The organism is Streptomyces sp. CB02366 (assembly GCF_001905905.1).
Lineage (GTDB): Bacteria > Actinomycetota > Actinomycetes > Streptomycetales > Streptomycetaceae > Streptomyces.
The window spans coordinates 240,349-261,966 of sequence record NZ_LIVT01000001.1; the positions used below are offsets into that span (position 1 = coordinate 240,349).

The window sequence follows — 21,618 nt, forward strand, 5'->3', positions numbered from 1 at the left end:
CTGTGCGCGGCGGCACCTCAGAGCCCCAGCAGTTTCGCCTCCCGTTCGGGGTCGAGGCCCACGGGCGGGCGGTCGGGCCGCCGGGGCGCTGTGCCGCCCAGGGAGCGCAGCCAGCTCCAGGTGTCCGCGACGGTCTCCTCGACCGGGCGGCAGCGCAGCCCCGCGGCGTACGCCTTGGTGTGGCCGCCCCGGTGCAGGGTGTCGTAGAGCTCTCCCGGGGGCAGCCAGATCGGCAGGTCGCTCCAGGGCTCGATCCCCGCGGCGAGCAGGGTATCCGCGTCGGTCCAGCGCAGCTCGGCGTCGGACCCGGTGGCCGCCACGCAGGCGGCCAGCAGCTCCCCCATGGTCGCGTGACCGGGTCGGCTGACCGTGTTGTACGCACCGTGCAACCCGCGCGCCCCCGCGTCCAGCAACCACCGGGCCAGGTCGCGGACGTCGATGTACTGGAGCTCCGCCCCGGGGCTGCCGGGGGCGACCACCGGACCGCCCCGGGCGATCCGGGACAGCCACCAGGGCAGCCGCCCGATGTTCTCCCCGGGGCCGAGGATCAGCCCGGCCCGCGCCAGCAGGGCCCGGTCCCCGAAGGCGTCGAGGGCGGCCAGTTCGCCGCCGCGCTTGGCCCGGTCGTACGGCACGTCCCCGCCGTCGTCGGGGGAAGCGCCACCCACCAGCGGGCCGTCCTCGTCCAGCCCGGCGGCGGCCGGGTAGGCGTACACCGAGCGGCTGGAGACGTAACCGAAGTGCCCGGCCCGGCCGGAGAGCAGCCGGGCCGCGTCCCGGACGGCGGCGGGCGCCCCGCTCCAGGTGTCGACGACCAGGTCCCACTCCCGCGGGTCCTCCGCGAGCGCGGCGAGCCCCCGCGTGCCGTGGGTCCGGTCCCCGGTCAGCGCGGTCGCCCCGGGCGGGGGCGCGTGCAGACCCCGGTGGAACACCGTGACCTCCCAACCCCTCTCCAGCGCGGCCTCGGTGACGGCCCGTCCGACGAATTCCGTACCGCCCAGCATCAGCAGTCTCATGGCACGACCCTGCCCCGCGGAGGACGGCGGGACAACCCGGCCACGCTGACGGCGGAACCGGGAACTCCCGGCCCCGGGCGCGGAGTTCGAAGGCCCGGGAGTCAGGGTGTGCGGGCCAGCGGGGAGCGGTGGCGCACCAGCCACTCGTGGTAGCCGCTCGCCCGTCGCGCGGCGTCCCGGTAGGCGTCCTCCAACTGCGCGTACACCACGTCGATGTCGGTTCCGGGCCGGAAGGCCAGGAGGAGGCGCACCGCGAGCGGGTCGCCCGCCAAAGGGCGGATGACCATGTCGTCGCGCGGGCCCGAGGTCGGCTGGCAGGGGGCCACGGCCTCGCCGAGCACGACCAGGGAGGCGGCGGTGAGGTAGTCGCCGTGCAGGACCGGCGGGTTCAGCCCGGCCGCGCCCAGCACCCGGCGCACCCCGTCCCACTCGCCGTCCACCGTCGGATCGACCATCCACGGGTCGCCGGCCAGGTCCCCCAGCTCCACCACGCGGCGGCGGGCGGCCGGATGGTCCCGGGAGAGCGAGATGAACTGCGGTTCCCGGTCCACGAGTACGCGCCGCTCCAGCCCGTCGGGCACGGCGAGCGGGAAGCCCTCCACCTCGTGCACGAAGGCGACGTCCAGCCGGCCCGCCTCCACCGAGCGCAGCAGGGCGTGGGCGGAGACGTCGACCCGCAGGGAGATGGCGGTGCCGGGCAGGGCGACGCGCAGTCGGCGCAGCCAGCCGCCGACGACCCGGCTCGCGGTGGAGCCGATGCGCAGCCGGGAGCCGCCGGGGCGGGCGGCCTCAGCCTCCGCGAGCGCGTCGGCGACCAGGTCGTTCATGCCCTGGACGAGGGGGCGGGCCCGGTCGAGGACGGCCCGCCCCAGGGAGGTCGGCCGGCAGCCGGTCCGTTCGCGGCGGAAGAGTTCGGCGCCCAGCACGTTCTCGATCCGCCGCAGTTGGGTGGTCAGCGAGGGCTGACTCACGCCGAGCCGGCGAGCCGCCTGGTGCAGGCTGCCCGCCTCCGCGATGGCGCACAGCGCCCTGAGGTGTCTCACCTCCAGCTCCATGCAGCGGAGACTAGGGCCGCCACCCACCGCGCACCAGATGCCGCAACCCCACCAAAGCGCGTCATTTCAGAGGGTGTTGGGCCTGGAGAGATGTGGCGATGCGATGTACATGACGTGAGCATGACGTGAAGGGGGACGGTCGACGCCCCCGGGGCGGGAGGGCGGCCCGGGGTGGGGGCGGCCCAAGGTGAGGGGCGGCCCGGCGCGGGAGGCGGACCGGGGCGACGGCCGCCCGGCGCGGGAGGCGGACCGGGGATAGGGCGGCGCTATCGCCGTTCGGCATCATCCCGGCGGCCGTGCGCTGCCCCACACTCTTCCCCGTACCACCCCGCGCCCCGTCCGTTCAACGGACACCCCCACGGCGCGGGTTCGATCGGACAGGTAGGAGAAATCCCCCATGAGACACCTCAGGACCGCCGTCGCCACCGCCGCCGCCGGCCTCGGACTCCTCGCCGCACTGGGTACCGCTCCCGTCGTCGCCGCCTCCCCGGCCCCCGCCGCGGGCTCCGCCTCCGCGACCATCGCCGCGTACAACGGTTCGGGCGAGAACGCCGCCGCGAACCGCGCCTTCCTCGACGCGGTCATGAAGTCGGTCGCCGAGAAGCGCGCCGCCAACCCTGGCGCCCAGGCGGTCACCGTCACCTACAACGCGTCGAGGGCCCCGAGCTTCCGCAGCCAGATAGCCCGCAGCACCCAGATCTGGAACAGCTCGGTCACCAACGTCCGCCTGCAGGAAGGAACCACCGCGGACTTCACCTACCGCGAGGGCAACGACTCGCGTGGTTCGTACGCGAGCACCGACGGGCACGGCCGCGGCTACATCTTCCTGGACTACCGGCAGAACCAGCAGTACGACTCGGTCCGCGTCACCACCCACGAGACCGGACACGTGCTGGGCCTCCCCGACACCTACTCCGGCCCGTGCAGCCAGTTGATGTCCGGCGGCGGCCCCGGCCCGTCCTGCACCAACGCCATCCCGGACGCCAACGAGCGGTCCCGGGTGAACCAGTTGTGGCGCTACGGCCTGGCAGCGGCGGCCCGCTCCGCTTCCTGACCTGCCGGGGGACGCCGGGACCGCCGACGGCGCCGCGGGCGGCGGCGCCGGTTCCGGCGGCCCGCACGTACGGAAGAGGCCCGGCCGCCCCTCCTCCCCAGGGCCGGCCGGCCCCTTCACCCGCACGGCGAAGGGCCCTTCCGTGCGGAAGGGCCCTTCGCGCGGTCCCCGGCGCCTCCCGCCGTCAGGCGCCGAGTTCGGCGCGGACGAGGGCGATCAGTTCGTCCTCGGTCATACCCAGGCCGCGGGCGTCCGCGACCGCTTCGCGGACCCGTTCCAGCAGCCTGGCCCGCCGTGGGGAGGCGTTCGCGGTGATCGCCGCGCCCCGTCCGCGCCGGAGCTCGATGAGCCCCTCCTCGCGCAGCCGCTGGTAGCCGCGCAGCACGGTGTGGACGTTCACGCCGAGGGATTCGGCGAGCACCCGGGCGGCCGGCAGCCGCTCACCCGGGGACACCGCGCCCTCGGCCACCGCGCGCCGCACGGCGGCGGCGATCTGGTCCCCGAGCGGCACGGTGGAGGTCGGATCGACCCTGAAGAGCATGGTCAGCGCCCCGTCCGCTGCCGGTCGAGCAGGGTGTTGAGCAGGGCGGAGCCGGTGGCCGAGTCGTCGACGGTGACGGCGAACTCGCGCCCGCCCGCCAGGCTGACCACGATGGCCTCTCCCGATCGGGTGATGACGCCGCTGCGGCCGGGTCGGATGCGGTAGCCCCAACCGCCGTACTCCGCTACGGCGTTGACGCTCCGGCTCTCCGCCCCCTCCATCCGCTCCAGCGGCACCCGCACCCGGGGCCTCGGCAGCAGACCGGAGACGGTGAGGCCGCGCCGGTCCACGGTGACGTGGGGACGGCAGAAGGTGCCGACCACCAGGGCGAGGACGGCCGGCGGCCCGCCGATGAACCAGCTCAGCTCCCGGCCGACCACGGCGGCGGACGCCAGCAGGACCAGCGCGGCGAGCGGGGCCCACCACGCGCCGATCCCGCGTGCCCAGCCGGCCACCTCGCCGTCCGCGAGGGCGATGCGCTCCCGGCTCGCCGGGCCCTCGCCGCCGGGTTCGCCGGAGACGGGGACCAGCCGGGACAGCAGGACGCCCAGCGCCCAGGCGACGGCCCCGGCGCCGGACGCCACCGCGAGGTGCCGGAGCGGGAAGTCGTCCACCGGTCCCCCCTCGGGCGTGTCCGCGTTGACGAGGGGGATGGCGATCAGCAGGTAGCCGAGGAAGGCGGCGAGGGCGAACCCGCCCCCGGTCGACCGGGCCCGAGCACGGCCGTGGAGCTCACCGGCGACCGCGACGAAGGTCCACAGCCCCCCGATGGCGAGCAGCAGGGAAAGCGCGCAGAGGAGGTAGGCGGTGGAGCCCAGGTACCGGTCGGCGGACCCGTCGGCGGCGAAATGGACGGCCAGCCGGCCGGGCAGTCGGTCCCGGACGGCCAGATAGAGGACGAGGTCGACGAGGAGTGCGACCACAAAGGGCGAGGCCGCGAGCGTGGCACGGCCAAGGTTCTTGCTTGTCATGGAAAACCTCCGTTGTTCGCATGTTAGTAGAACAATGCGAAGAGGGCAACGGACCGCGCGACGACACACGTCCGCCCCGCACCGGGCTGCGGTGCGGGGCGGTGAGGGGGGTGGGGCGGGGGCCAGGAGGGGCGGAGCCCACGGCCGCTCCGGGCCGGTCAGGCGTGCTCCAGCGGGACGGCGTCCCCGCGGTCGGCGCCGAGCACCTCGGCCGGGCCCGCCTCGAACTCGCGGCAGCTCCATATCTCCTGCACCGTTCCGGACCGCCGGTCCCACAGGTCCAGGACGCCGCCCTCGCCGGCCGCCCGGCCCCGGTAGGCGTCCTTGGCCTCCCGGAAGCAGGCGAGCGTGCCGGAGAGGCCGCGTCCGGGGGCCGGGAAAGGGCCGGAGAAGGCGCAGGCGCTACAGGTCTGGAGCCGGACGTCCTCCGGCAGGCCCCGCCGCAGGGCGGCCAGGGCCGTGGCGAAGTCGCGTTCGGCGCGGGCCGATTCATACACCGCGCCGTCGAGATGGAGGGCGAGGTGGAGGGCCGGGTCGTCCCGGCGCAGCGAGAGCAGGCAGCCGAGCGTGGCGTGGCGGAGCGCGCCCGCCACGAGGACGGGCAGCGGCAGGTCCCACTCCAGTACGCAGTCGGTGAGCGTGCCGCCTGCCGGGCCGGGCCCGCCGCCCTCCGGCAGGCCACCGGCGACCGGGCGGAGGCCGTCGAAGCTCTCGCCCTCGAAGTCGGCCCCGCGGACGCGGACCCGCAGCCGCTGCCCGTCCGTGGTGAGGACGACGGCCTCGGAACCCCTGGCGTCCCGGTACCAGCCGGACCACGACTCATCTGTCATGGGCAGGGACTGTAGCCCCTGCCTCGCAGGAGGTTCCCGGAGGGGTCCGCGCCCCCTCCCCGGGCGGCTCCGGCGCTCCTCCGCCGCCCGGTCGGGCGGCTCAACCCGGTTGCGGGTCCCGCCACATGGGGTACATCGGCGGCCCGTCCGGGAGGTCGACCGTACGACCGAGGAAGCGGAAACCGAGCCGTTCGTACAGCCTCCGGCTCCGGGCGCTGCTCGCCTCCAGGTAGGCCGGCAGCCCCTCCCGGTCGCAGCGCTCCAGCTCCGCCCGGATCATCTCCGCCCCGATGCCCTCGCCCTGGCGGTCCGGTGCGACGCCGATCATCAGCAGGTAGACGTGGGCCCGCTCATGCGGGTGGACGGCCCCGGTGAGCCTGCCCACCAGTTCGCAGCGCTCGTTGTCCGGGTCGGCGGTCCGCCGCATCAGGGCGGGTGTGGGGTCCTCCTCGTCGGGGGCCCCGGCGGGCACCGGCAGCCACAGGGCCACCGCGGCCCCGTCCTCGGCGATGTCGATACGGCCTTCGGCGAGGGCGACGTCGACGAAGACGCCGAGGAACCTGCCGTGCACCGCGCGGCGGTGGTCCTCGTCGGGGAACACCCACCTGCTGACCGGGTCGTGGTGGAACGCCTCCTCCATGACCGCGACGACCCGCTCCCGGTCGTGCCGCTCCGCCCGCTCGATCCGTACGCCCACGACCGTCCCGCCGCCTCTCCGTTTCCCCTCAACCAGCCTCCTGGATAATAGAGTTGAGCTTCACAGGCCGGTCGCGCACGGGGGCTCGGCCGACCGTGCGACGCGGTCCGGCCGGTCGCGGAGGGCAGCCCGACCGACCGCGCGGGGCGGCTCAGCTGGTACGTCGGGTGACGAATTCGGCCAGGGCCAGCAGGTCGCCCGCCGCGCCCGGGTCGGGGACCGCCCGGGAGAGGTGGTGGACCGCGCGGGCCATCCGGTCGGCGGCGCCGTCCTGGGCCCAGTCCCGGCCGCCGGCCCGGTCCACCGCGTCGGCCGCCCGGCTCACCTCGGCGGCGGTGTTCATGGGGCCCCGGTAGAGCGCGGCCAGTTCGGCGGCGGCCGGGGTGCCGGAGGTGAGGGCGGCGACCACGGGCAGGGACTTCTTGTGGGCGGACAGGTCGGCGCCGACGGGTTTGCCGGTGCGCTGCGGGTCGCCCCAGATGCCGATCAGGTCGTCGATGAGCTGGAACGAGAGCCCGGCCTCCCGTCCGAAGCCGTCCATGGCCCGGACCGCACGGTCCTCCGCGCCCGCGTAGAGCGCTCCGAGCGCGCAGGCGCAGCCGAGCAGGGCGCCGGTCTTGGCGGCCGCCATGGACAGGCACTCGTCGAGCGTGACCTCGTCGGGCCCGCGCTCCTCGAAGGCGCAGTCCGCCTGTTGGCCCGCGCACAGCTCGATGACGCAGGCGGAGAGACGGGCCATGGCGCGTGCGGCGGCCGGATGCGCGTCCTCGGCCAGCAGCCGCTGGGCGAGGGCGAGCAGGGCGTCGCCGGTGATGATGGCGTCCGGGACGCCGAAGACCGCCCAGGCGGTGGGCCGGTGCCGGCGGGTGGTGTCCTCGTCGATGACGTCGTCGTGGAGCAGGGTGAAGTTGTGGGCGAGTTCGACGGCGACGGCGGCCCGGAGGGCCTGGCCCGGATCGCCGCCCAGCGCCCGGGCGGCGGCCAGCACGAGGGCGGGCCTGATGGCCTTCCCCGCCTGGCCGGCGGCCGGGGTTCCGTCGGCGTTCTGCCAGCCGAAGTGGTACATCGCGATCCGGCGTATTCCGCCCGGCAGCGTCTCGACGGCCGCCCGCAGATGCGGGTCGACGACGGCGCGGGTGCGCTCCAGGAGCGCCGCGGCCTCGTGCCCTTCCGTCGCTGCGTCCGTACTGGTCATGGTCACGGTCACTCCCTGGGGCGAGGCGGTGGGTGCGGACCCGGGGGTCGGGACGGCCGCCGCCGCCCCGGCCCCCGGGATGGCTCGGATCAGTGCCAGCGGCTGACCTCGACGTTCTCCAGCACTCCGAGGGCGTCCGGTACCAGGATGGCGGCGGAGTAGTACGCCGTCACCAGGTAGGAGATGATCGCCTGTTCGTCGATGCCCATGAAGCGGACCGAGAGGCTCGGCTCGATCTCGTCGGGGATGCCGGTCTGCTGGAGGCCGATGACGCCCTGTTCGGCCTCCCCGGTCCTCATGCAGATGATGGAGGTGGTGCGGGCGTCGGAGATGGGGATCTTGTTGGAGGGGAAGATCGGCACCCCGCGCCAGGCGGGCACGTGGTGGCCGCCGATGTCGACGCTCTCGGGGACGAGTCCGCGCCGGTTGCACTCGCGGCCGAAGGCGGCGATGGCCTTGGGGTGGGCGAGGAACAGCTTCGAGCCGCGGCGGCGCGAGAGCAGTTCGTCCAGGTCGTCGGGGCTGGGGGCGCCGTCGTGCGGCTGGATCCGCTGCCCGTAGTCGCAGTTGTTGAGCAGTCCGAACTCCTTGTTGTTGATGAGTTCGTGCTCCTGGCGCTCGCGCAGCGCCTCGACCGTGAGCCGCAACTGCTGCTCGGTCTGGTTCATCGGCTGGTTGTAGAGGTCGGCGACCCTGCTGTGCACCTTCAGCACCGTCTGGGCGACGCTCAGTTCGTACTCGCGGGGCGCGGCGTCGTAATCGACGAAGGTGTGCGGGACGACCGCCTCGCCGACGTGTCCGGCGGAGAGGTCGATCGCCGCCTCGCCGTAGCGGTTGGTGCGCTGCTGCGGAATGGAGAGCAGACCGGTGAGGTGGCCCTGCAGGGACGCGGCGCGCTCCGCGAGGTTGTACACGTCGGCACGGCTCAGGGTGAGGAGCGTGCACGGGGTGACCGTCCGGGCGGTGTACTCCCAGACGGCGTCGCCGTCGACCAGGCTCTGGTCGCCGAAGTACGCGCCGTCCGCGAGGACTCCGAGGTCGGTCTCGTCCCCGTAGGGGCCGGCGCCGATCTTGGCGACCTTGCCGTGCGCCAGCAGGAAGACGCGATCCGCCGCGTCCCCCGAGGCGGCGAGCACCTCCCCCGCGGCCACGTCCCGCTGCTCGCACCGGCGGGCGAGCTCGGCGAGGACCTCCTCGTCGCCGAAGTCCCGCAGGGCGGGCAGTTCGCCCAGCTCCGCGGGGATCACGGACACCCGGTCCCCGGTCTGGACGAAGGTCACCCGCCCGTCGCCGACCGCATAGCTGAGCCGGCGGTTCACCCGGTACGTGCCGCCCTGCACCTGCACCCAGGGCAGCATCTTCAACAGCCACCGGGAGGAGATCTCCTGCATCTGCGGCGCGGATTTGGTGGTCGTCGCGAGGTTCCGCGCGGCCGCCGTCCCCAGACTCTGCTGCGGCGGGGCCTGCGTGTCGCGAACCTCTTCACCAACGGACATCTGACGTCCTCTCGATCTTGGGCTGACCTGCTGCACGAGCCTTTCAGCGCACAGCCCGGGCCGCCATTACACAAAAGAGTGCGACTAATCCCCCTTCGCGCGGGGCAGGTTGGGCCTCATCGCCGAACAGCCCCTTTAATTTGCATCATCTATGCAACTTATCTACGCTGAGCCCATGCGGTTGACGAGATTCACCGACGTGGCCCTCCGCGTCCTCATGCGGCTGGCGGTCGCGAAGGCCGGGGAGGCGCCGACCACCCGCGAGGTGGCGGCCTCCATGCGGGTTCCGTACACGCACGCCGCGAAGGTCGTCGCCCGGCTCCAGCACCTCGGCCTCCTCGACGCCCGGCGCGGCCGGGGCGGCGGGCTCGCCCTGACCTCCGCCGGCCACTCCGCGTCGATCGGCTCGCTGGTGCGGGAGCTGGAGGGGCCGGAGGAGGTCGTCGAGTGCGAGGGCGACACCCCCTGCCCCCTCCGCTCGGACTGTCGGCTGCGCGGCGCCCTGCGCCGGGCCCAGGACGCGTTCTACGCGACCCTGGAGCCGCTCACCGTCGCGGACCTCGTCGCCTCTCCCACCGGGCCGCTGCTCCTGGGCATCGGCAGCGGACCGCCGCCCGGCCCGCCCTCCTGAACGCGCCCGCCGCACCGGCGGGCCGCCTCGCGCCCAAAAATACGCATCATTCGTACCAATTAAATGTCCGGCACCACCCCTCCCCCGAGGAGCCCCTTCATGCTCTCCGACCGTTCCGCCGCCACCGTCCGCGCCACCCTCCCCGCCGTCGGCGCGGCCATCGGGGACATCGCGGACCTCTTCTACGAGAAGCTGTTCGCCGCCCACCCCGAGCTGCTGCGGGACCTGTTCAACCGGGGCAACCAGGCCTCCGGCGACCAGCGGAAGGCGCTGGCCAGCTCGATCGCCGCGTTCGCCACGGCGCTGGTCGAGCACCCGGGCGCCCGGCCGGACGTGATGCTGGAGCGCATCGCCCACAAGCACGCCTCGCTCGGGGTCGCCCCGGAGCAGTACGAGGTGGTGCACACCCACCTGTTCGCGGCCATCGCCGACGTCCTGGGCGACGCCGTCACGCCGGAGGTGGCCGAAGCCTGGGACGAGGTCTACTGGCTGATGGCCAATGCCCTCATCGCCGTCGAGGCGCGGCTCTACGCCCAGCGGGGGGTGGCGGCGGGCGACGTGTGGCACAGCTGGGAGGTGACCGCCCGGACCGAGGAGACCGAGGACGTCGCCACCTTCGTGCTGAGCCCCGCCGACGACACGCCCGCACCCGCCTTCCGCCCCGGCCAGTACGTCTCCGTACAGGTGGAACTCCCGGACGGGGCCCGCCAGATACGCCAGTACAGCATCGTGGGCGCCCCCTCCCCCCGGCTGCGGTCGATCGCCGTGAAGCGCGTGCGCGGGCAGGGGACGCCCGACGGCGAGGTCTCCCGCCACCTGCACGAGCGCACCCGCGCGGGCGACCTGCTGCGCGTCTCCGCCCCCTACGGGGACCTGGTGCTCGACGACCTGGACGCGCCCCTGCTGCTGGCCTCCGCGGGCATCGGCTGCACCCCCGTGGTGGCGATGCTGGACCACCTCGCGCGGGAGGGCCACCGAGGCCCGGTCACCGTCGTGCACGGGGACCGCTCACCGGCCGACCACGCCCTGCGCACCGACCACGTCCGGCTGGCGGAGAAGCTCCCGGACGCCGAGGCGCACTTCTGGTACGAGAACCCCGAGGACGGCCACCCGGCGAACCGCACCGGCCTCGTCGACCTGGAGGGCGTCGCCGTACGGCCGGGGACCCACGCCTACCTGTGCGGACCGCTCCCCTTCATGCGGGCGGTCCGGGGGCGGCTGCTGGAGGCGGGGGTGCGGCCGGCCGACGTCCACTACGAGGTGTTCGGCCCGGATCTCTGGCTGGCCTCCTCCTGAGCCGGCGCCGGCCCGGCCCCGCGCCCGCTTTGGCACGGCGGGCGGGCGACAATGGGCGGATGACCGGCCCGGCCCGCCTCGACGCCCTGCTGCGCCCGCGAGTGCCCTCCCCCCTGCGGGAGGTCCACGACGAGCGCTTCGCGCGCCACGGGGTGCGGCTGTTCCTCAAGCGGGACGACCTGATCCACCCCGAGCTGCCGGGCAACAAGTGGCGCAAGCTCGCGCCCAACCTGGAGGCCGCCGCCGGACGGACCGTGCTCACGTTCGGCGGCGCGTACTCCAACCACCTGAGGGCCACCGCGGCGGCCGGCCGGCTGCTGGGCTTCCCCACCATCGGCGTGGTCCGCGGCGACGAGCTGGCCCGCCGTCCGCTCAACCCCTCCCTGGCCCGGTGCACTGCCGACGGCATGCGGCTGCACTTCGTGGACCGTACGACGTACCGGGCGAAGGCCGCCCCCGAGGTCCTGGAGGGGTTGCGGGACCTGTTCGGGGAGGTGGCGGTGGTCCCGGAGGGCGGCAGCAACGCCCTGGCCGCACAGGGCTGTACGGCGCTGGGGCGCGAGTTGGCCGGTGAGGTGGACGTGGCGGCGGTGGCCTGCGGGACGGGCGGCACGCTGGCCGGGCTCGCCGCCGGTCTGGCCCCCGGCCAGGGGGCGCTGGGCGTGGCGGTGGTCGGCGGCGGCTTCCTGGCCGGGGAGGTGGCGCGGCTCCAGCGCGAGGCGTTCGGCTCTCCCGCCGGGGACTGGAGGCTGGAGGAGCGCTTCACCTTCGGCGGCTACGCCCGCACGGCCCCGGAGCTGGACGCCTTCGCCGCGGACTTCGAGGAGCGGCACGGGCTGGCCGTGGAGCGCGTCTACGTCGCCAAGCTGCTGTTCGCGTTGACCGCGCTGGCCGGGGAGGGGGCTTTCGCGCCGGGCGCCCGGGTGGCCGCCGTGGTGACCGGCACCCCGGACGGCCCGCTTCAGGGGCCGTCCGCCTCCCGGTAGGCGGCGGCCTCCTCCAGGTCCAGCCGGCGCAGCAGCGTACGCAGCATCTCGTCGTCGATCCGCCGCTCGTCGCGGAGGCCGACGAAGACCTCGCGCTCGGCCTCGATCATCTCCCGCGACAGCCGCCGGTAGGTGTCGTCCGCCGATTCGCCGGTGACCGGGTCGGCGGCGCCGAGCCGCTCCCACACGGAGTTGCGACGGCGCTCCAGCACGCTGCGCAACCGGTCCGCCAGGGGCGGCGGGAGGCTGTTGCGCGGGTCGTCGAGCAGTTCCCGCAGCCGGATCTCGGCCGCCTCGGACGCCTCGTTCTGGGCCTGCGCCTCGATGAGCGTGACCGTCTGCGGGTCGGGGCCCGGCAGCTTCAGGGCGCGGACGAGGACGGGCAGGGTCAGGCCCTGGATCACCAGGGTGCCGATGACGGTGGTGAAGGTGAGGAAGAGCACCAGGCTGCGGGCCGGGAACGGTGTGCCCTCGTGCGTGAGCACCGGGATGGAGAAGGCGACGGCGAGCGAGACGACCCCGCGCATCCCGGCCCAGCCCACGATGAGCGGCGCGGTCCAGTCCGTGCCCGGTTCGCGCTCCCGTACGCGGCGCGAGAGCCACCGGGGCAGGTAGGTGGCGGGGTAGACCCAGACGAAGCGGACCACGACGACGGCCAGGAAGACGAGGGCCGCGTACCCGAGCGCCTCCCCCACTCCGAAGGGACCGAGCTCCTTGAGGACGAAGGGCAGTTGCAGCCCGATCAGGGCGAAGACGGCGGACTCCAGGATGAAGGCCGTCATCTTCCACACGGCCGCTTCCTGGAGCCGGGTGGCGAAGTCCACCTGCCAGGAGCGGTGGCCCAGGTAGAGGGCGACGACGACCACGGCGAGGACGCCGGAGGCGTGCACCCGTTCGGCCGCCGCGTACGCCACGAAGGGGATCAGCAGGGAGAGCGTGTTCTGCAGGAGCGCTTCCTTGAGGTGGGTGCGCAGCCAGTGCAACGGCACCATCAGCAGCAGCCCGACGCCGACCCCGCCGAGCGCGGCGAGCAGGAACTCGCCGATGCCCTCGCCCCAGCTCACCCCCTCCCCCACGGCGGCGGCCAGCGCCACCTTGAAGGCGGTGATCGCGGTGGCGTCGTTCACCAGCGACTCGCCCTGGAGGATCGTGGTCACCCGGGCGGGCAGTCCGACCCGGCGGGCGATGGCGGCGGCCGTCACGGCGTCGGGGGGAGCGACGACCGCGCCCAGGACGAGCGCGGCGGTCAGCGGCAGCTGGGGGATCGCCCGGTGCGCCAGCCAGCCGACGGCCACGGTGGCGAAGAGGGTGTAGCCCACCGAGAGCAGGGCGACCGGCCGGACGTTGGCCCGCAGATCCAGGTAGGAGCTGTCGAGGGCCGCCGTGTGGAGGAGCGGCGGGAGCAGCAGCGGGAGCACGACGTGGGCGTCCAGATGGTACGTCGGAACGCCCGGCAGGTAGCCGGCCGCCAATCCCGCGGCGACCAGCACGAGCGGGGCGGGCACGGGCGTGCGGCGGGCGGCCCCGGCCACCGCCGCGCTGACCGCGACCAGGGCGATCAGCGGCAGCGCGTCCATCACACCATCCTCGGTTCCGTCGTAACCTGCCCATCATGAGCGAGTGTGCGCACACAGCGGAACTGCCACGCCCCGAGCCCGTGCCGCTCGGCGAGACATGCCCCGAGTGCCTGGAGGCCGGAACCCACCCCGTGCAGCTGCGACTCTGTCTGACCTGCGGGCACGTCGGCTGTTGCGATTCGTCGCCGCTGCGGCACGCCACCGGGCACTTCCGGGCGACCGGCCACCCCGTGATGCGGAGCTTCGAGCCGGGCGAGAGCTGGCGCTGGTGCTTCGAGGACGGTTCGATCGTCTGACGCCTGGGTACGTCAATGCGGCGCTGGTTCTTCGCAATTGACCGCCGCAGACCCCTGGCCACTGTCCGTGCGCATGGACTTACCATGAGTGACGGGCGGAGGGCGGGGTCCGTACGACACGGCATCATGGATCCGATAACGTCGCCGGGCCGAGAACCGTCGACGGCCGTATGGCTCCGGGCACCCTTCCCGGAACCTCGAAAGAGTTTGTGCCACCTTGGAGGTGAGGGTGTCCCAGATCGCAGGCGAGCCCGGGAGTCAGGACTTCGTGGAAGTCCGGCTGCCCGCTGCGGGTGCCTACCTGTCGGTGCTGCGGACGGCCACGGCCGGTCTCGCAGCGCGTTTGGACTTCACTCTCGACGAGATCGAGGATCTCCGTATCGCGGTCGACGAGGCCTGCGCGATCCTGCTCCAGCAGGCCGTGCCGGGCTCCGTCCTCAGTTGCGTCTTCCGCCTGGTCGACGACTCGCTCGAAGTGACGGTGTCGGCGCCCACCACGGACGGCCGGGCGCCCGAGCGCGACACCTTCGCCTGGACGGTGCTCTCCGCACTGGCGGGCAAGGTCGACTCCACGGTCGCGGACGACCGTACGGTCAGCATCAGCCTCTACAAACAGCGCGGCGCGGGCCCCGGGCCGGCGTGAGCGACGGAAACGGGGACGGTCCTGTGCGGGACGAGACTTTCCGGTCCGGGGCAGTGCACCCAGCGGGCATCCCGGAGCAGCAGGCCCGGCCGCATCCGGAGGGGCCCGAGGGCCCCGACGTCGCGGTGGAGGAGCAGTCGCAGGCAGAGCGGGCGGGCCAGATGAGCGAGCACGGGCACCACGATCCACACGACCGCAGCGGGGCGCGGGCCCTGTTCTACGAGCTGCGGGCGCTGCCCGACGGTTCGGCGGAGAAGGCCGAGCTGCGGAACCGGCTGGTGCGTATGCATCTGCCGCTGGTGGAGCACCTGGCCCGCCGCTTCCGCAACCGGGGCGAGCCGCTGGACGACCTGACCCAGGTCGCCACGATCGGGCTGATCAAGTCCGTGGACCGGTTCGACCCGGACCGGGGGGTGGAGTTCTCCACGTACGCCACCCCCACGGTGGTCGGCGAGATCAAGCGCCACTTCCGGGACAAGGGCTGGGCGGTGCGGGTGCCGCGCCGCCTCCAGGAGCTGCGGCTGTCGCTGACCACGGCCACCGCGGAGCTCTCCCAGCAGCACGGGCGCTCGCCGACGGTGCACGAGCTGGCCGAGCGGCTGGGCATCTCCGAGGAGGAGGTGCTGGAGGGCCTGGAGTCGGCCAACGCCTACAGCACGCTCTCGCTGGACGTGCCGGACACGGACGACGAGTCGCCGGCGGTCGCGGACACGCTGGGCTCGGAGGACGAGGCGCTGGAGGGCGTGGAGTACCGGGAGTCGCTCAAGCCGCTCCTGGAGGGCCTGCCGCCGCGCGAGAAGCGCATCCTGCTGCTGCGGTTCTTCGGGAACATGACGCAGTCGCAGATCGCGCAGGAGGTCGGCATCTCCCAGATGCACGTCTCGCGGCTGCTGGCCCGCACCCTGGCGCAGCTGCGCGAGCGGCTCCTCGTCGAGGAGTAGTCGAGGAGCAGGGGCCGTACGGGTCAGGCGTCGGGGGTCGTGCCCGGCCCCCGGCGGATGCCCAGGTCCCGGGTGGTCGCCGGGTTCAGCACGAGGACGAGGCCGGTGACGGCGACCACCGCCACGACGATCCCGAGGGGGATCAGCGCGCCCTGTGAGCGCAGCAGCGTCCACGCCACCGGCAGGGCCATGATCTGGGTGATCAGCGCGGGCCCCCGGCTCCAGCCGCGCAGCAGCAGGAGCCCGCGGGCGGCGATCGAGGGGATCGCGCCGAGGGCGACCAGGGTGATCCCGACCGTCTCCGCCTGCTGCGTGCTCTCCAGCTTCCCGAGCAGCCCCATGACCAGCAGGTAGAGGCCGCCGACGACGAGCGCCGCGCCTTCGAGGGCGTTGACGCCCGCGAGGGCGGTGATCCGGGTCGGCCGCTCCGCTGCGGAGGGCGCCGGGCTGGACGGGGTCGCTTCAGTGCTCACGCCTTTCAGGTTGGCATCCCCGGGGCCCGGAAGTGAAGCCGGGGTGGGCGGCGTCCCACCCGTTCGGCGGGCACGGGGCAGACCATCACGCTGTGTGACGGGGCGGGGCCGCTGCGAACCGCCGCTTCGGCACGAACCGCCCGGTAGGTAGGCTGGCGGTCATGCGCGCACTCCTCGTGGTCAACCCAGCCGCCACCACCACCAGTGCCCGCACCCGTGACGTGCTCATCCACGCGCTGGCCAGCGAGATGAAGCTGGAGGCGGTGACCACGGAGTACCGGGGGCACGCGCGGGACCTGGGCCGGCGGGCCGCGGACAGCGACGACGTCGACCTGGTGGTCGCCCTGGGCGGCGACGGCACGGTGAACGAGGTCGTGAACGGGCTGCTGCACCGGGGCCCGGACCCGGAAGGGCTGCCGAGGCTCGCCGTGGTGCCGGGCGGATCCACCAACGTCTTCGCGCGCGCCCTGGGGCTGCCGAACGACGCGGTGGAGGCGACCGGCGCGATTCTGGACGCCCTGGAGAAACGGACCGAACGCACGGTCGGGCTCGGCCTGGCGGCCGGCACCCCCGGCACCGAGGACGAGGCCGTTCCCGAACGCTGGTTCACTTTCTGCGCCGGTCTCGGATTCGACGCCGGAGTGGTCGGCCGGGTCGAACAGAAACGCGAGATCGGAAAGCGGTCGACGCACGCCCTGTATGTGCGCCAGGTGGTGCGGCAGTTCCTGAACGAAGCCCACCGCAGACACGGGACGATCACGTTGGAGGAGCCCGGCCGGGAGCCGGTGACCGACCTCGCGCTCTCCATAGTCTGCAACACCGCCCCCTGGACCTACCTGGGCAATCGTCCGGTCTACGCCTCGCCGAAGGCGTCCTTCGACACCGCGCTGGACGTGCTCGGACTGAAGCGGCTGTCCACCCCGGCGGTGGCCCGCTACGGCACCCAGCTGCTCACGTCGAGCCCCGAGCGGGGGCCTCGCGGAAAGCACGCTGTTTCACGTCATGACCTCACGGACTTCACCTTGCATTCAAAGGTCCCCCTGCCCTTCCAGATGGACGGTGACCACCTGGGACTGCGTACGAGCGTGACGTTCACAGGCGTACGCCGTGCACTGCGTGTGATTGTGTGAGTGGAAGGGTCGAAAGTCCTTTAACTCGAACGTTTGGCCAGGGTTCCACCCCTAAGAAGTGCGCCTGTGACCTAGTCGACACCGAGGAATCAAAAAAAACTTTCCAGAAGGGGTTGTATCCGCCGCCGAGGTTTGCGAATCTCTACATGGCGATCGGGACGGCCCGCAGCATCGGCCTCCACTGAGAGTCAGAACCCCTCCTCACCATCACGTGACCACACCCAGTACTTCTGGGGGGCGGCCCGTCATCTACGGGGGGATTCGTGAAAGCGTTCACATTCACAAGCAACAAGCGTGTAATACCAAGGAGAGGTAGCAGCCATGGACTGGCGTCACAACGCCGTTTGTCGTGAGGAAGACCCCGAGCTGTTCTTCCCCATCGGCAACACCGGTCCTGCGCTGCTGCAGATCGAGGAAGCCAAGGCTGTCTGCCGCCGCTGCCCCGTCATGGAGCAGTGCCTGCAGTGGGCGCTCGAGTCCGGCCAGGACTCCGGCGTCTGGGGTGGCCTCAGCGAGGACGAGCGCCGCGCAATGAAGCGCCGCGCCGCTCGCAACCGGGCGCGCAACGCAAGCGCCTGAGCGAGAACCGCACCAAGCCTCAGCCCGGCGGCGCGTACAGAGCGTACGCACAGCCCCGCCTTCGAGTCGCAGCGCGCAGTACCCCGGAGCGCATCGCAACGTGAGCATCACGGAGCGGGCCCGGACCGTCACCACGGTCCGGGCCCGCTTCGCTGTGCGCGCTCGCCTCCACCGCCGGGCGACGGTCCTACTTGTCCGCGCGGACCGGGAGGTCCAGCACCACCTGGGTGCCGCGCCCGGGGGCCGGGACCATGCCGAACGTGCCGCCCAACTCCCCCTCCACCAGCGTCCGTACGATCTGGAGGCCGAGGTTTCCGGCCTGCTGCGGGTCGAACCCCTCGGGCAGCCCCCGCCCGTCGTCGGTGACGGTGATCAGCAGCCGGCCCTCGGTGGGCGATCCGCCGCGCACCGCGGAGACCTCCACCGTGCCGCGCTCGGCCACGGCGAAAGCGTGCTCCAGCGCGTTCTGCAGCACTTCGGTCAGCACCATGGAGAGCGGGGTGGCGACTTCGGCGTCGAGGATGCCGAAACGTCCGGTGCGACGGCAGATCACCTTGCCCGGGGAGATCTCCGAGACCATCGCGATGACCCGGTCGGCGATCTCGTCGAACTCGACCCGCTCGTCCAGGTTCTGGGACAGCGTCTCATGGACGATGGCGATCGAACCGACGCGCCGGACCGCCTCGTTGAGCGCCTCGCGGCCCTGCTCGGAGTCCATCCGCCGGGCCTGGAGCCGCAACAGGGCGGCCACCGTCTGGAGGTTGTTCTTCACCCGGTGGTGGATCTCCCGGATGGTGGCGTCCTTGGTGATCAACTCGCGTTCGCGGCGGCGCAGTTCGGTGACGTCCCGGAGCAGGACCAGGGAGCCGATGCGGACGCCCTTGGGTTTGAGCGGGATGGCCCGGAGCTGGATCACCCCGCCCGCGCACTCCACCTCGAACTCGCGCGGCGCGTAACCGCTGGCCACCTTGACCAGGGCCTCGTCCACCGGCCCGCGGGACGGGGCCAGTTCGGCGGTGGTGGTGCCGAGGTGGTGGCCGACCAGGTCGGAGGCGAGGCCGAGACGGTGGTAGGCGGAGAGGCCGTTGGGGCTGGCGTACTGGACGACCCCGTCGGCGTCGAGCCGGATCAGGCCGTCGCCCACGCGCGGGGAGGCGTCCATGTCGACCTGCTGGCCCGGGAAGGGAAAGGCCCCCGCGGCGATCATCTGGGCCAGGTCGGAGGCGGACTGGAGGTAGGTGAGCTCCAGCCGGGAGGGGGTGCGCACGGTGAGCAGGTTGGTGTTGCGGGCGATGACGCCGAGCACCCGGCCGTCGCGGCGCACGGGGATGGACTCGACCCTCACGGGCACCTCCTCGCGCCACTCCGGGTCGCCCTCGCGCACGATCCGGCCCTCGTCCAGGGCCGCGTCCAGCAGCGGGCGGCGCCCGCGCGGCACCAGGTGGCCGACCATGTCGTCCTGGTAGGAGGTGGGGCCCGTGTTGGGGCGCATCTGGGCGACGGAGACGTACCGCGTGCCGTCGCGGGTGGGCACCCAGAGCACGAGGTCGGCGAAGGAGAGGTCGGAGAGCAGCTGCCACTCCGAGACCAGCAGGTGGAGCCATTCGAGGTCGGTGTCGCTCAGGGCGGTGTGCTGGCGGACGAGGTCGTTCATGGAGGGCACGTGTGGAGCGTACCCGGGGTGACCGAAAGCGTTCGAACCGATCGGCCCGGCGGGCCGTGCCCCGGGGCGACGGCACGGCAACGGCATGGACAGGCCCGGAACCGGGCCGGAGAATGTCGTGCACACGGATGGACACGGCCAATTGGTCTAGTCCACAATGGGCAGCACGACCTCCGCTCTCCCCGCACAGGAGAGTGGACCGAGGCACCCGGCGCTCTCTGCCCTGACCGCGCCGGCGCCTCTTGTGGCCGGTGGCACCGCACACCGCCGGCCAGGTAGCTCCGGGCTGCGGTGCCGGACGGGCTGAGGGTCCTGTCCCGGCGCCGCGGCCCGTGGGTGTTTCCGGGGCCGTGCCGCCCGCCTCCCGCACCGGTCCGCTTCGGAGGGGGCGTACGGAGGGCGGGCCCTCAGCGGGTCTCGGTGACCTTGGCCAGGGCGCGGGGCGCGTCCGGGTCCTGCCCCCGGGCGATCGTCACCTCGTAGGCGAGCATCTGCAGCGGCAGGATCTCCAGGATCGGCTGCACCTCCTCCGCAACCCCCGCCGTGGGCAGCGAGAAGCCGGCCGACGCGGCTTCCACCTGGGCCTTGGGGCCGACCACGAAGAGGTCCGCGCCGCGTCCGCGCAGCCGGTCCAGCACCGGCTGGAGGGCCTCGCCGCCCCGGCCGTCGGTGACCACGGCGATCACCGGGGAGATGTTGTCGACCATCGCCAGCGGACCGTGCAGCAGGTCCGCCCCGGAGTAGGAGAGGGCCGGGATGTAGCTGGTCTCCATCAGCTTGAGGGCCGCTTCCTTGGCCGTGGGATAGCCGTAGCCCCGCGAGGTGATCACCATGCGCTGGGCGAAGCGGTAGCGGGAGGCCAGCGCCTTGACCTCGGCCCGGCGGCCCAGGACCGCGCCCGCGAGGTCGGGCAGGCTCGCGGCGGCCTCGGCGCCGTCACGGCCGCCCAGCCCCTCCACGAAGAGGTACAGGGAGAGCAGGGAGGCGGTGTACGTCTTGGTGGCCGGGAGCGCCCTCTCCGGGCCCGCCAGGATGTCGATGTGGTACTCGGAGACGGCGGCGAGCGCGGAGTCCGGGTTGTTGGTGACCGCCAGCGTGACGGCCCCGGCCTCGCGGGCGGCGCGGGTGGAGGCCACCAGGTCCGGCGAGCCGCCCGACTGGCTGACGGTGACCACCAGGACGTCCCGCAGGTCCGGGCGGGCGCCGTAGGCCGTCGTGGTGGACATGGAGGCCAGTCCGCAGGGCAGCCCGCAGCGGATCTCCAGCAGGTACTTCGCGTACAGCGCCGCGTTGTCGGACGTGCCCCGGGCGGTGAGCAGGACGAACCGGGGCTTGCGGGCGGCGATCTCGGCGGCCGTCTCGCGGATGCGGGGCGCGCCCTTCTCCAGGATGCGGCGCAGCACGGCGGGCTGCTCGGCCATCTCGCCGGACATGATGCGGCCGGGCTCGTCGCCCGGGCCGGCCGGAGGGGTGGCGGACATGGGGGACCTCCTGGGCTGTCGGCGTCGGTGTCGGCGTACGGGACGACGCGGGCGCGGGTGCGCGATCGGCGTCGTACCGGACAAGTCGACCAGGCAATGCCCCCGCCCGCCAGTGGGCCGGGGCGGCGCGGCGCCGATGCGCGGACGGTTCACCGTACGGCTGCCCGATTCTGCTAAATTGGGAGATTGATTGGTCTATACCACCTCCTTCCCTAGTCAGATCGGCAGGCACAGCGTGGAAGTTGTCATCGTCCCGGACGCCACGGCAGGCGGCGAACTGATCGCGGAAGCCATCGCCGCACTGCTCGACCGCAAGCCCGACGCCCTGCTCGGTGTCGCCACCGGCTCGACCCCGCTGCCCATCTACCGCGCGCTCGCCTCGAAGGTCGCCTCCGGCGCGGTGGACGCCTCGCGCGCCCGGATCTGCCAGCTCGACGAGTACGTCGGGCTGCCGGCGGGCCACCCGGAGTCGTACCGCTCCGTGGTGCTGCGCGAGGTGATCGAACCGCTCGGGCTCTCCGAGGCGTCCTTCCTGGGCCCCGACGGCTCGGCCGAGGACGTCCAGGCCGCCTGCGAGGCGTACGACCGGGCGCTGGCGGAGGCGGGCGGCGTGGACCTCCAGCTGCTGGGCATCGGCACCGACGGGCACATCGGCTTCAACGAGCCGTGTTCCTCGCTCGCCTCGCGCACCCGGATCAAGACGCTGACCGAGCAGACCAGGATCGACAACGCGCGCTTCTTCGACGACGACATCGAGCAGGTGCCCCACCACGTGATCACGCAGGGCATCGGGACGATCCTGGACGCCCGCCACCCGATCCTGCTGGCCACCGGCGAGGGCAAGGCGGAGGCCGTCGCCCAGACGGTGGAGGGGCCGGTCGCCTCGATCGTGCCGGCCTCGGCGCTCCAGCTGCACCCGCACGCGACCGTCGTGGTGGACGAGGCGGCGGCGTCGAAGCTGAAGCTCGCGGACTACTTCCGCGCCACGTACGCGGCCAAGCCCGCGTGGCAGGGGCTGTAGGGGCCGCCCCTCCCCCGACACGGCTCAGGGCCGGGACGCCGTCGCG

The 21,618-nt window shown here is 73.2% G+C and carries 22 protein-coding genes; 10 read left to right on the plus strand and 12 right to left on the minus strand.

From position 1 onward, the window contains the following. Window positions 1-17: 17 nt before the first annotated feature. Together AMK24_RS01000 and AMK24_RS01005 are read right to left on the minus strand one after the other, a co-directional pair. On the minus strand, window positions 18-1,016 hold the full coding sequence (locus AMK24_RS01000) for an NAD-dependent epimerase/dehydratase family protein (protein WP_242434877.1): 999 nt from the start codon (window positions 1,014-1,016) through the stop codon (window positions 18-20). Window positions 1,017-1,117: 101 nt separating this feature from the next. Beyond that, window positions 1,118-2,071 (minus strand): LysR family transcriptional regulator, encoded by a 954-nt coding sequence (locus AMK24_RS01005; RefSeq protein WP_073763961.1) that lies wholly within the window; start codon window positions 2,069-2,071, stop codon window positions 1,118-1,120. Between the two features lie 397 nt (window positions 2,072-2,468). On the opposite strand from AMK24_RS01005, the gene snpA reads away from it, so the two are divergent. Beyond that, window positions 2,469-3,125 (plus strand): snapalysin, encoded by a 657-nt coding sequence (snpA, locus tag AMK24_RS01010; protein WP_073763963.1) that lies wholly within the window; start codon window positions 2,469-2,471, stop codon window positions 3,123-3,125. Between the two features lie 184 nt (window positions 3,126-3,309). Here snpA and AMK24_RS01015 read toward each other — a convergent pair whose 3' ends face one another. The 6 genes from AMK24_RS01015 to AMK24_RS01040 form a co-directional block, all read right to left on the minus strand. Continuing rightward, window positions 3,310-3,666 (minus strand): GntR family transcriptional regulator, encoded by a 357-nt coding sequence (locus tag AMK24_RS01015; protein WP_073763965.1) that lies wholly within the window; start codon window positions 3,664-3,666, stop codon window positions 3,310-3,312. 2 nt (window positions 3,667-3,668) lie between these two features. Further along, entirely contained in the window at window positions 3,669-4,637 is a 969-nt protein-coding gene (locus tag AMK24_RS01020) for a DUF1648 domain-containing protein (RefSeq protein WP_073763967.1), read from the minus strand. Between the two features lie 158 nt (window positions 4,638-4,795). Further along, on the minus strand, window positions 4,796-5,467 hold the full coding sequence (locus tag AMK24_RS01025) for a DUF6304 family protein (RefSeq protein WP_073763969.1): 672 nt from the start codon (window positions 5,465-5,467) through the stop codon (window positions 4,796-4,798). A 100-nt stretch (window positions 5,468-5,567) separates the two neighbouring features. Further along, window positions 5,568-6,164 carry a GNAT family N-acetyltransferase gene (locus tag AMK24_RS01030; protein WP_073763971.1) on the minus strand — a complete coding sequence of 199 codons (597 nt, stop codon included), beginning with the start codon at window positions 6,162-6,164 and terminating at the stop codon, window positions 5,568-5,570. 151 nt (window positions 6,165-6,315) lie between these two features. Continuing rightward, window positions 6,316-7,359 (minus strand): family 2 encapsulin nanocompartment cargo protein polyprenyl transferase, encoded by a 1,044-nt coding sequence (locus AMK24_RS01035; protein WP_073763973.1) that lies wholly within the window; start codon window positions 7,357-7,359, stop codon window positions 6,316-6,318. A gap of 89 nt (window positions 7,360-7,448) precedes the next feature. Then, window positions 7,449-8,855 (minus strand): family 2B encapsulin nanocompartment shell protein, encoded by a 1,407-nt coding sequence (locus tag AMK24_RS01040; protein ID WP_073763975.1) that lies wholly within the window; start codon window positions 8,853-8,855, stop codon window positions 7,449-7,451. A gap of 175 nt (window positions 8,856-9,030) precedes the next feature. On the opposite strand from AMK24_RS01040, the gene AMK24_RS01045 reads away from it, so the two are divergent. The 3 genes from AMK24_RS01045 (at window position 9,031) to AMK24_RS01055 (ending at window position 11,768) form a co-directional block, all read left to right on the plus strand. Continuing rightward, window positions 9,031-9,486, plus strand: a complete 456-nt coding sequence (locus tag AMK24_RS01045) for an RrF2 family transcriptional regulator (protein ID WP_073763976.1) — start codon at window positions 9,031-9,033, stop codon at window positions 9,484-9,486. Between the two features lie 99 nt (window positions 9,487-9,585). Continuing rightward, window positions 9,586-10,782: a globin domain-containing protein gene (locus AMK24_RS01050; RefSeq protein ID WP_073763978.1), complete on the plus strand. Its 1,197-nt coding sequence runs from the start codon at window positions 9,586-9,588 to the stop codon at window positions 10,780-10,782. A gap of 59 nt (window positions 10,783-10,841) precedes the next feature. Further along, the gene (locus tag AMK24_RS01055) at window positions 10,842-11,768 is read left to right on the plus strand and encodes a 1-aminocyclopropane-1-carboxylate deaminase/D-cysteine desulfhydrase (RefSeq protein ID WP_073763980.1); all 927 of its coding nucleotides are present in this window, start codon (window positions 10,842-10,844) and stop codon (window positions 11,766-11,768) included. Here the strand turns inward: AMK24_RS01055 and AMK24_RS01060 are convergent. Further along, window positions 11,744-13,345, minus strand: a complete 1,602-nt coding sequence (locus AMK24_RS01060) for a Na+/H+ antiporter (RefSeq protein WP_073763982.1) — start codon at window positions 13,343-13,345, stop codon at window positions 11,744-11,746. The genes AMK24_RS01055 and AMK24_RS01060 overlap by 25 nt on opposite strands. A gap of 35 nt (window positions 13,346-13,380) precedes the next feature. On the opposite strand from AMK24_RS01060, the gene AMK24_RS01065 reads away from it, so the two are divergent. From AMK24_RS01065 to AMK24_RS01075, 3 genes are all read left to right on the plus strand, one after another. Continuing rightward, entirely contained in the window at window positions 13,381-13,641 is a 261-nt protein-coding gene (locus tag AMK24_RS01065) for a UBP-type zinc finger domain-containing protein (protein WP_073763984.1), read from the plus strand. Window positions 13,642-13,870: 229 nt separating this feature from the next. Then, on the plus strand, window positions 13,871-14,284 hold the full coding sequence (locus tag AMK24_RS01070; RefSeq protein ID WP_030113604.1) for an anti-sigma regulatory factor: 414 nt from the start codon (window positions 13,871-13,873) through the stop codon (window positions 14,282-14,284). Further along, entirely contained in the window at window positions 14,281-15,225 is a 945-nt protein-coding gene (locus AMK24_RS01075) for an RNA polymerase sigma factor SigF (RefSeq protein WP_384580026.1), read from the plus strand. Before AMK24_RS01070 ends, AMK24_RS01075 begins: the two co-directional genes overlap by 4 nt. Before the next feature lie 23 nt (window positions 15,226-15,248). Here the strand turns inward: AMK24_RS01075 and AMK24_RS01080 are convergent, their stop codons facing one another. Then, window positions 15,249-15,698, minus strand: a complete 450-nt coding sequence (locus AMK24_RS01080) for a hypothetical protein (protein WP_073763988.1) — start codon at window positions 15,696-15,698, stop codon at window positions 15,249-15,251. 161 nt (window positions 15,699-15,859) lie between these two features. Here AMK24_RS01080 and AMK24_RS01085 point away from each other — a divergent pair, with 161 nt between their 5' ends. Both AMK24_RS01085 and AMK24_RS01090 read left to right on the plus strand, forming a co-directional pair. Beyond that, window positions 15,860-16,828, plus strand: a complete 969-nt coding sequence (locus AMK24_RS01085; RefSeq protein WP_073763990.1) for a diacylglycerol/lipid kinase family protein — start codon at window positions 15,860-15,862, stop codon at window positions 16,826-16,828. Between the two features lie 321 nt (window positions 16,829-17,149). Next, window positions 17,150-17,407 (plus strand): WhiB family transcriptional regulator, encoded by a 258-nt coding sequence (locus tag AMK24_RS01090; protein WP_003953983.1) that lies wholly within the window; start codon window positions 17,150-17,152, stop codon window positions 17,405-17,407. A 187-nt stretch (window positions 17,408-17,594) separates the two neighbouring features. Here the strand turns inward: AMK24_RS01090 and AMK24_RS01095 are convergent, their stop codons facing one another. Both AMK24_RS01095 and AMK24_RS01100 read right to left on the minus strand, forming a co-directional pair. Then, entirely contained in the window at window positions 17,595-19,061 is a 1,467-nt protein-coding gene (locus tag AMK24_RS01095; RefSeq protein ID WP_073763992.1) for a sensor histidine kinase, read from the minus strand. Window positions 19,062-19,477: 416 nt separating this feature from the next. Then, window positions 19,478-20,551, minus strand: coding sequence for an SIS domain-containing protein (locus tag AMK24_RS01100; RefSeq protein WP_073763994.1), 1,074 nt, complete (start codon window positions 20,549-20,551; stop codon window positions 19,478-19,480). Window positions 20,552-20,786: 235 nt separating this feature from the next. Between AMK24_RS01100 and nagB the strand changes: the two genes are divergently transcribed. Further along, window positions 20,787-21,572 carry a glucosamine-6-phosphate deaminase gene (gene nagB, locus AMK24_RS01105; RefSeq protein ID WP_073763997.1) on the plus strand — a complete coding sequence of 262 codons (786 nt, stop codon included), beginning with the start codon at window positions 20,787-20,789 and terminating at the stop codon, window positions 21,570-21,572. The last annotated feature ends 46 nt before the right edge of the window (window positions 21,573-21,618 follow it).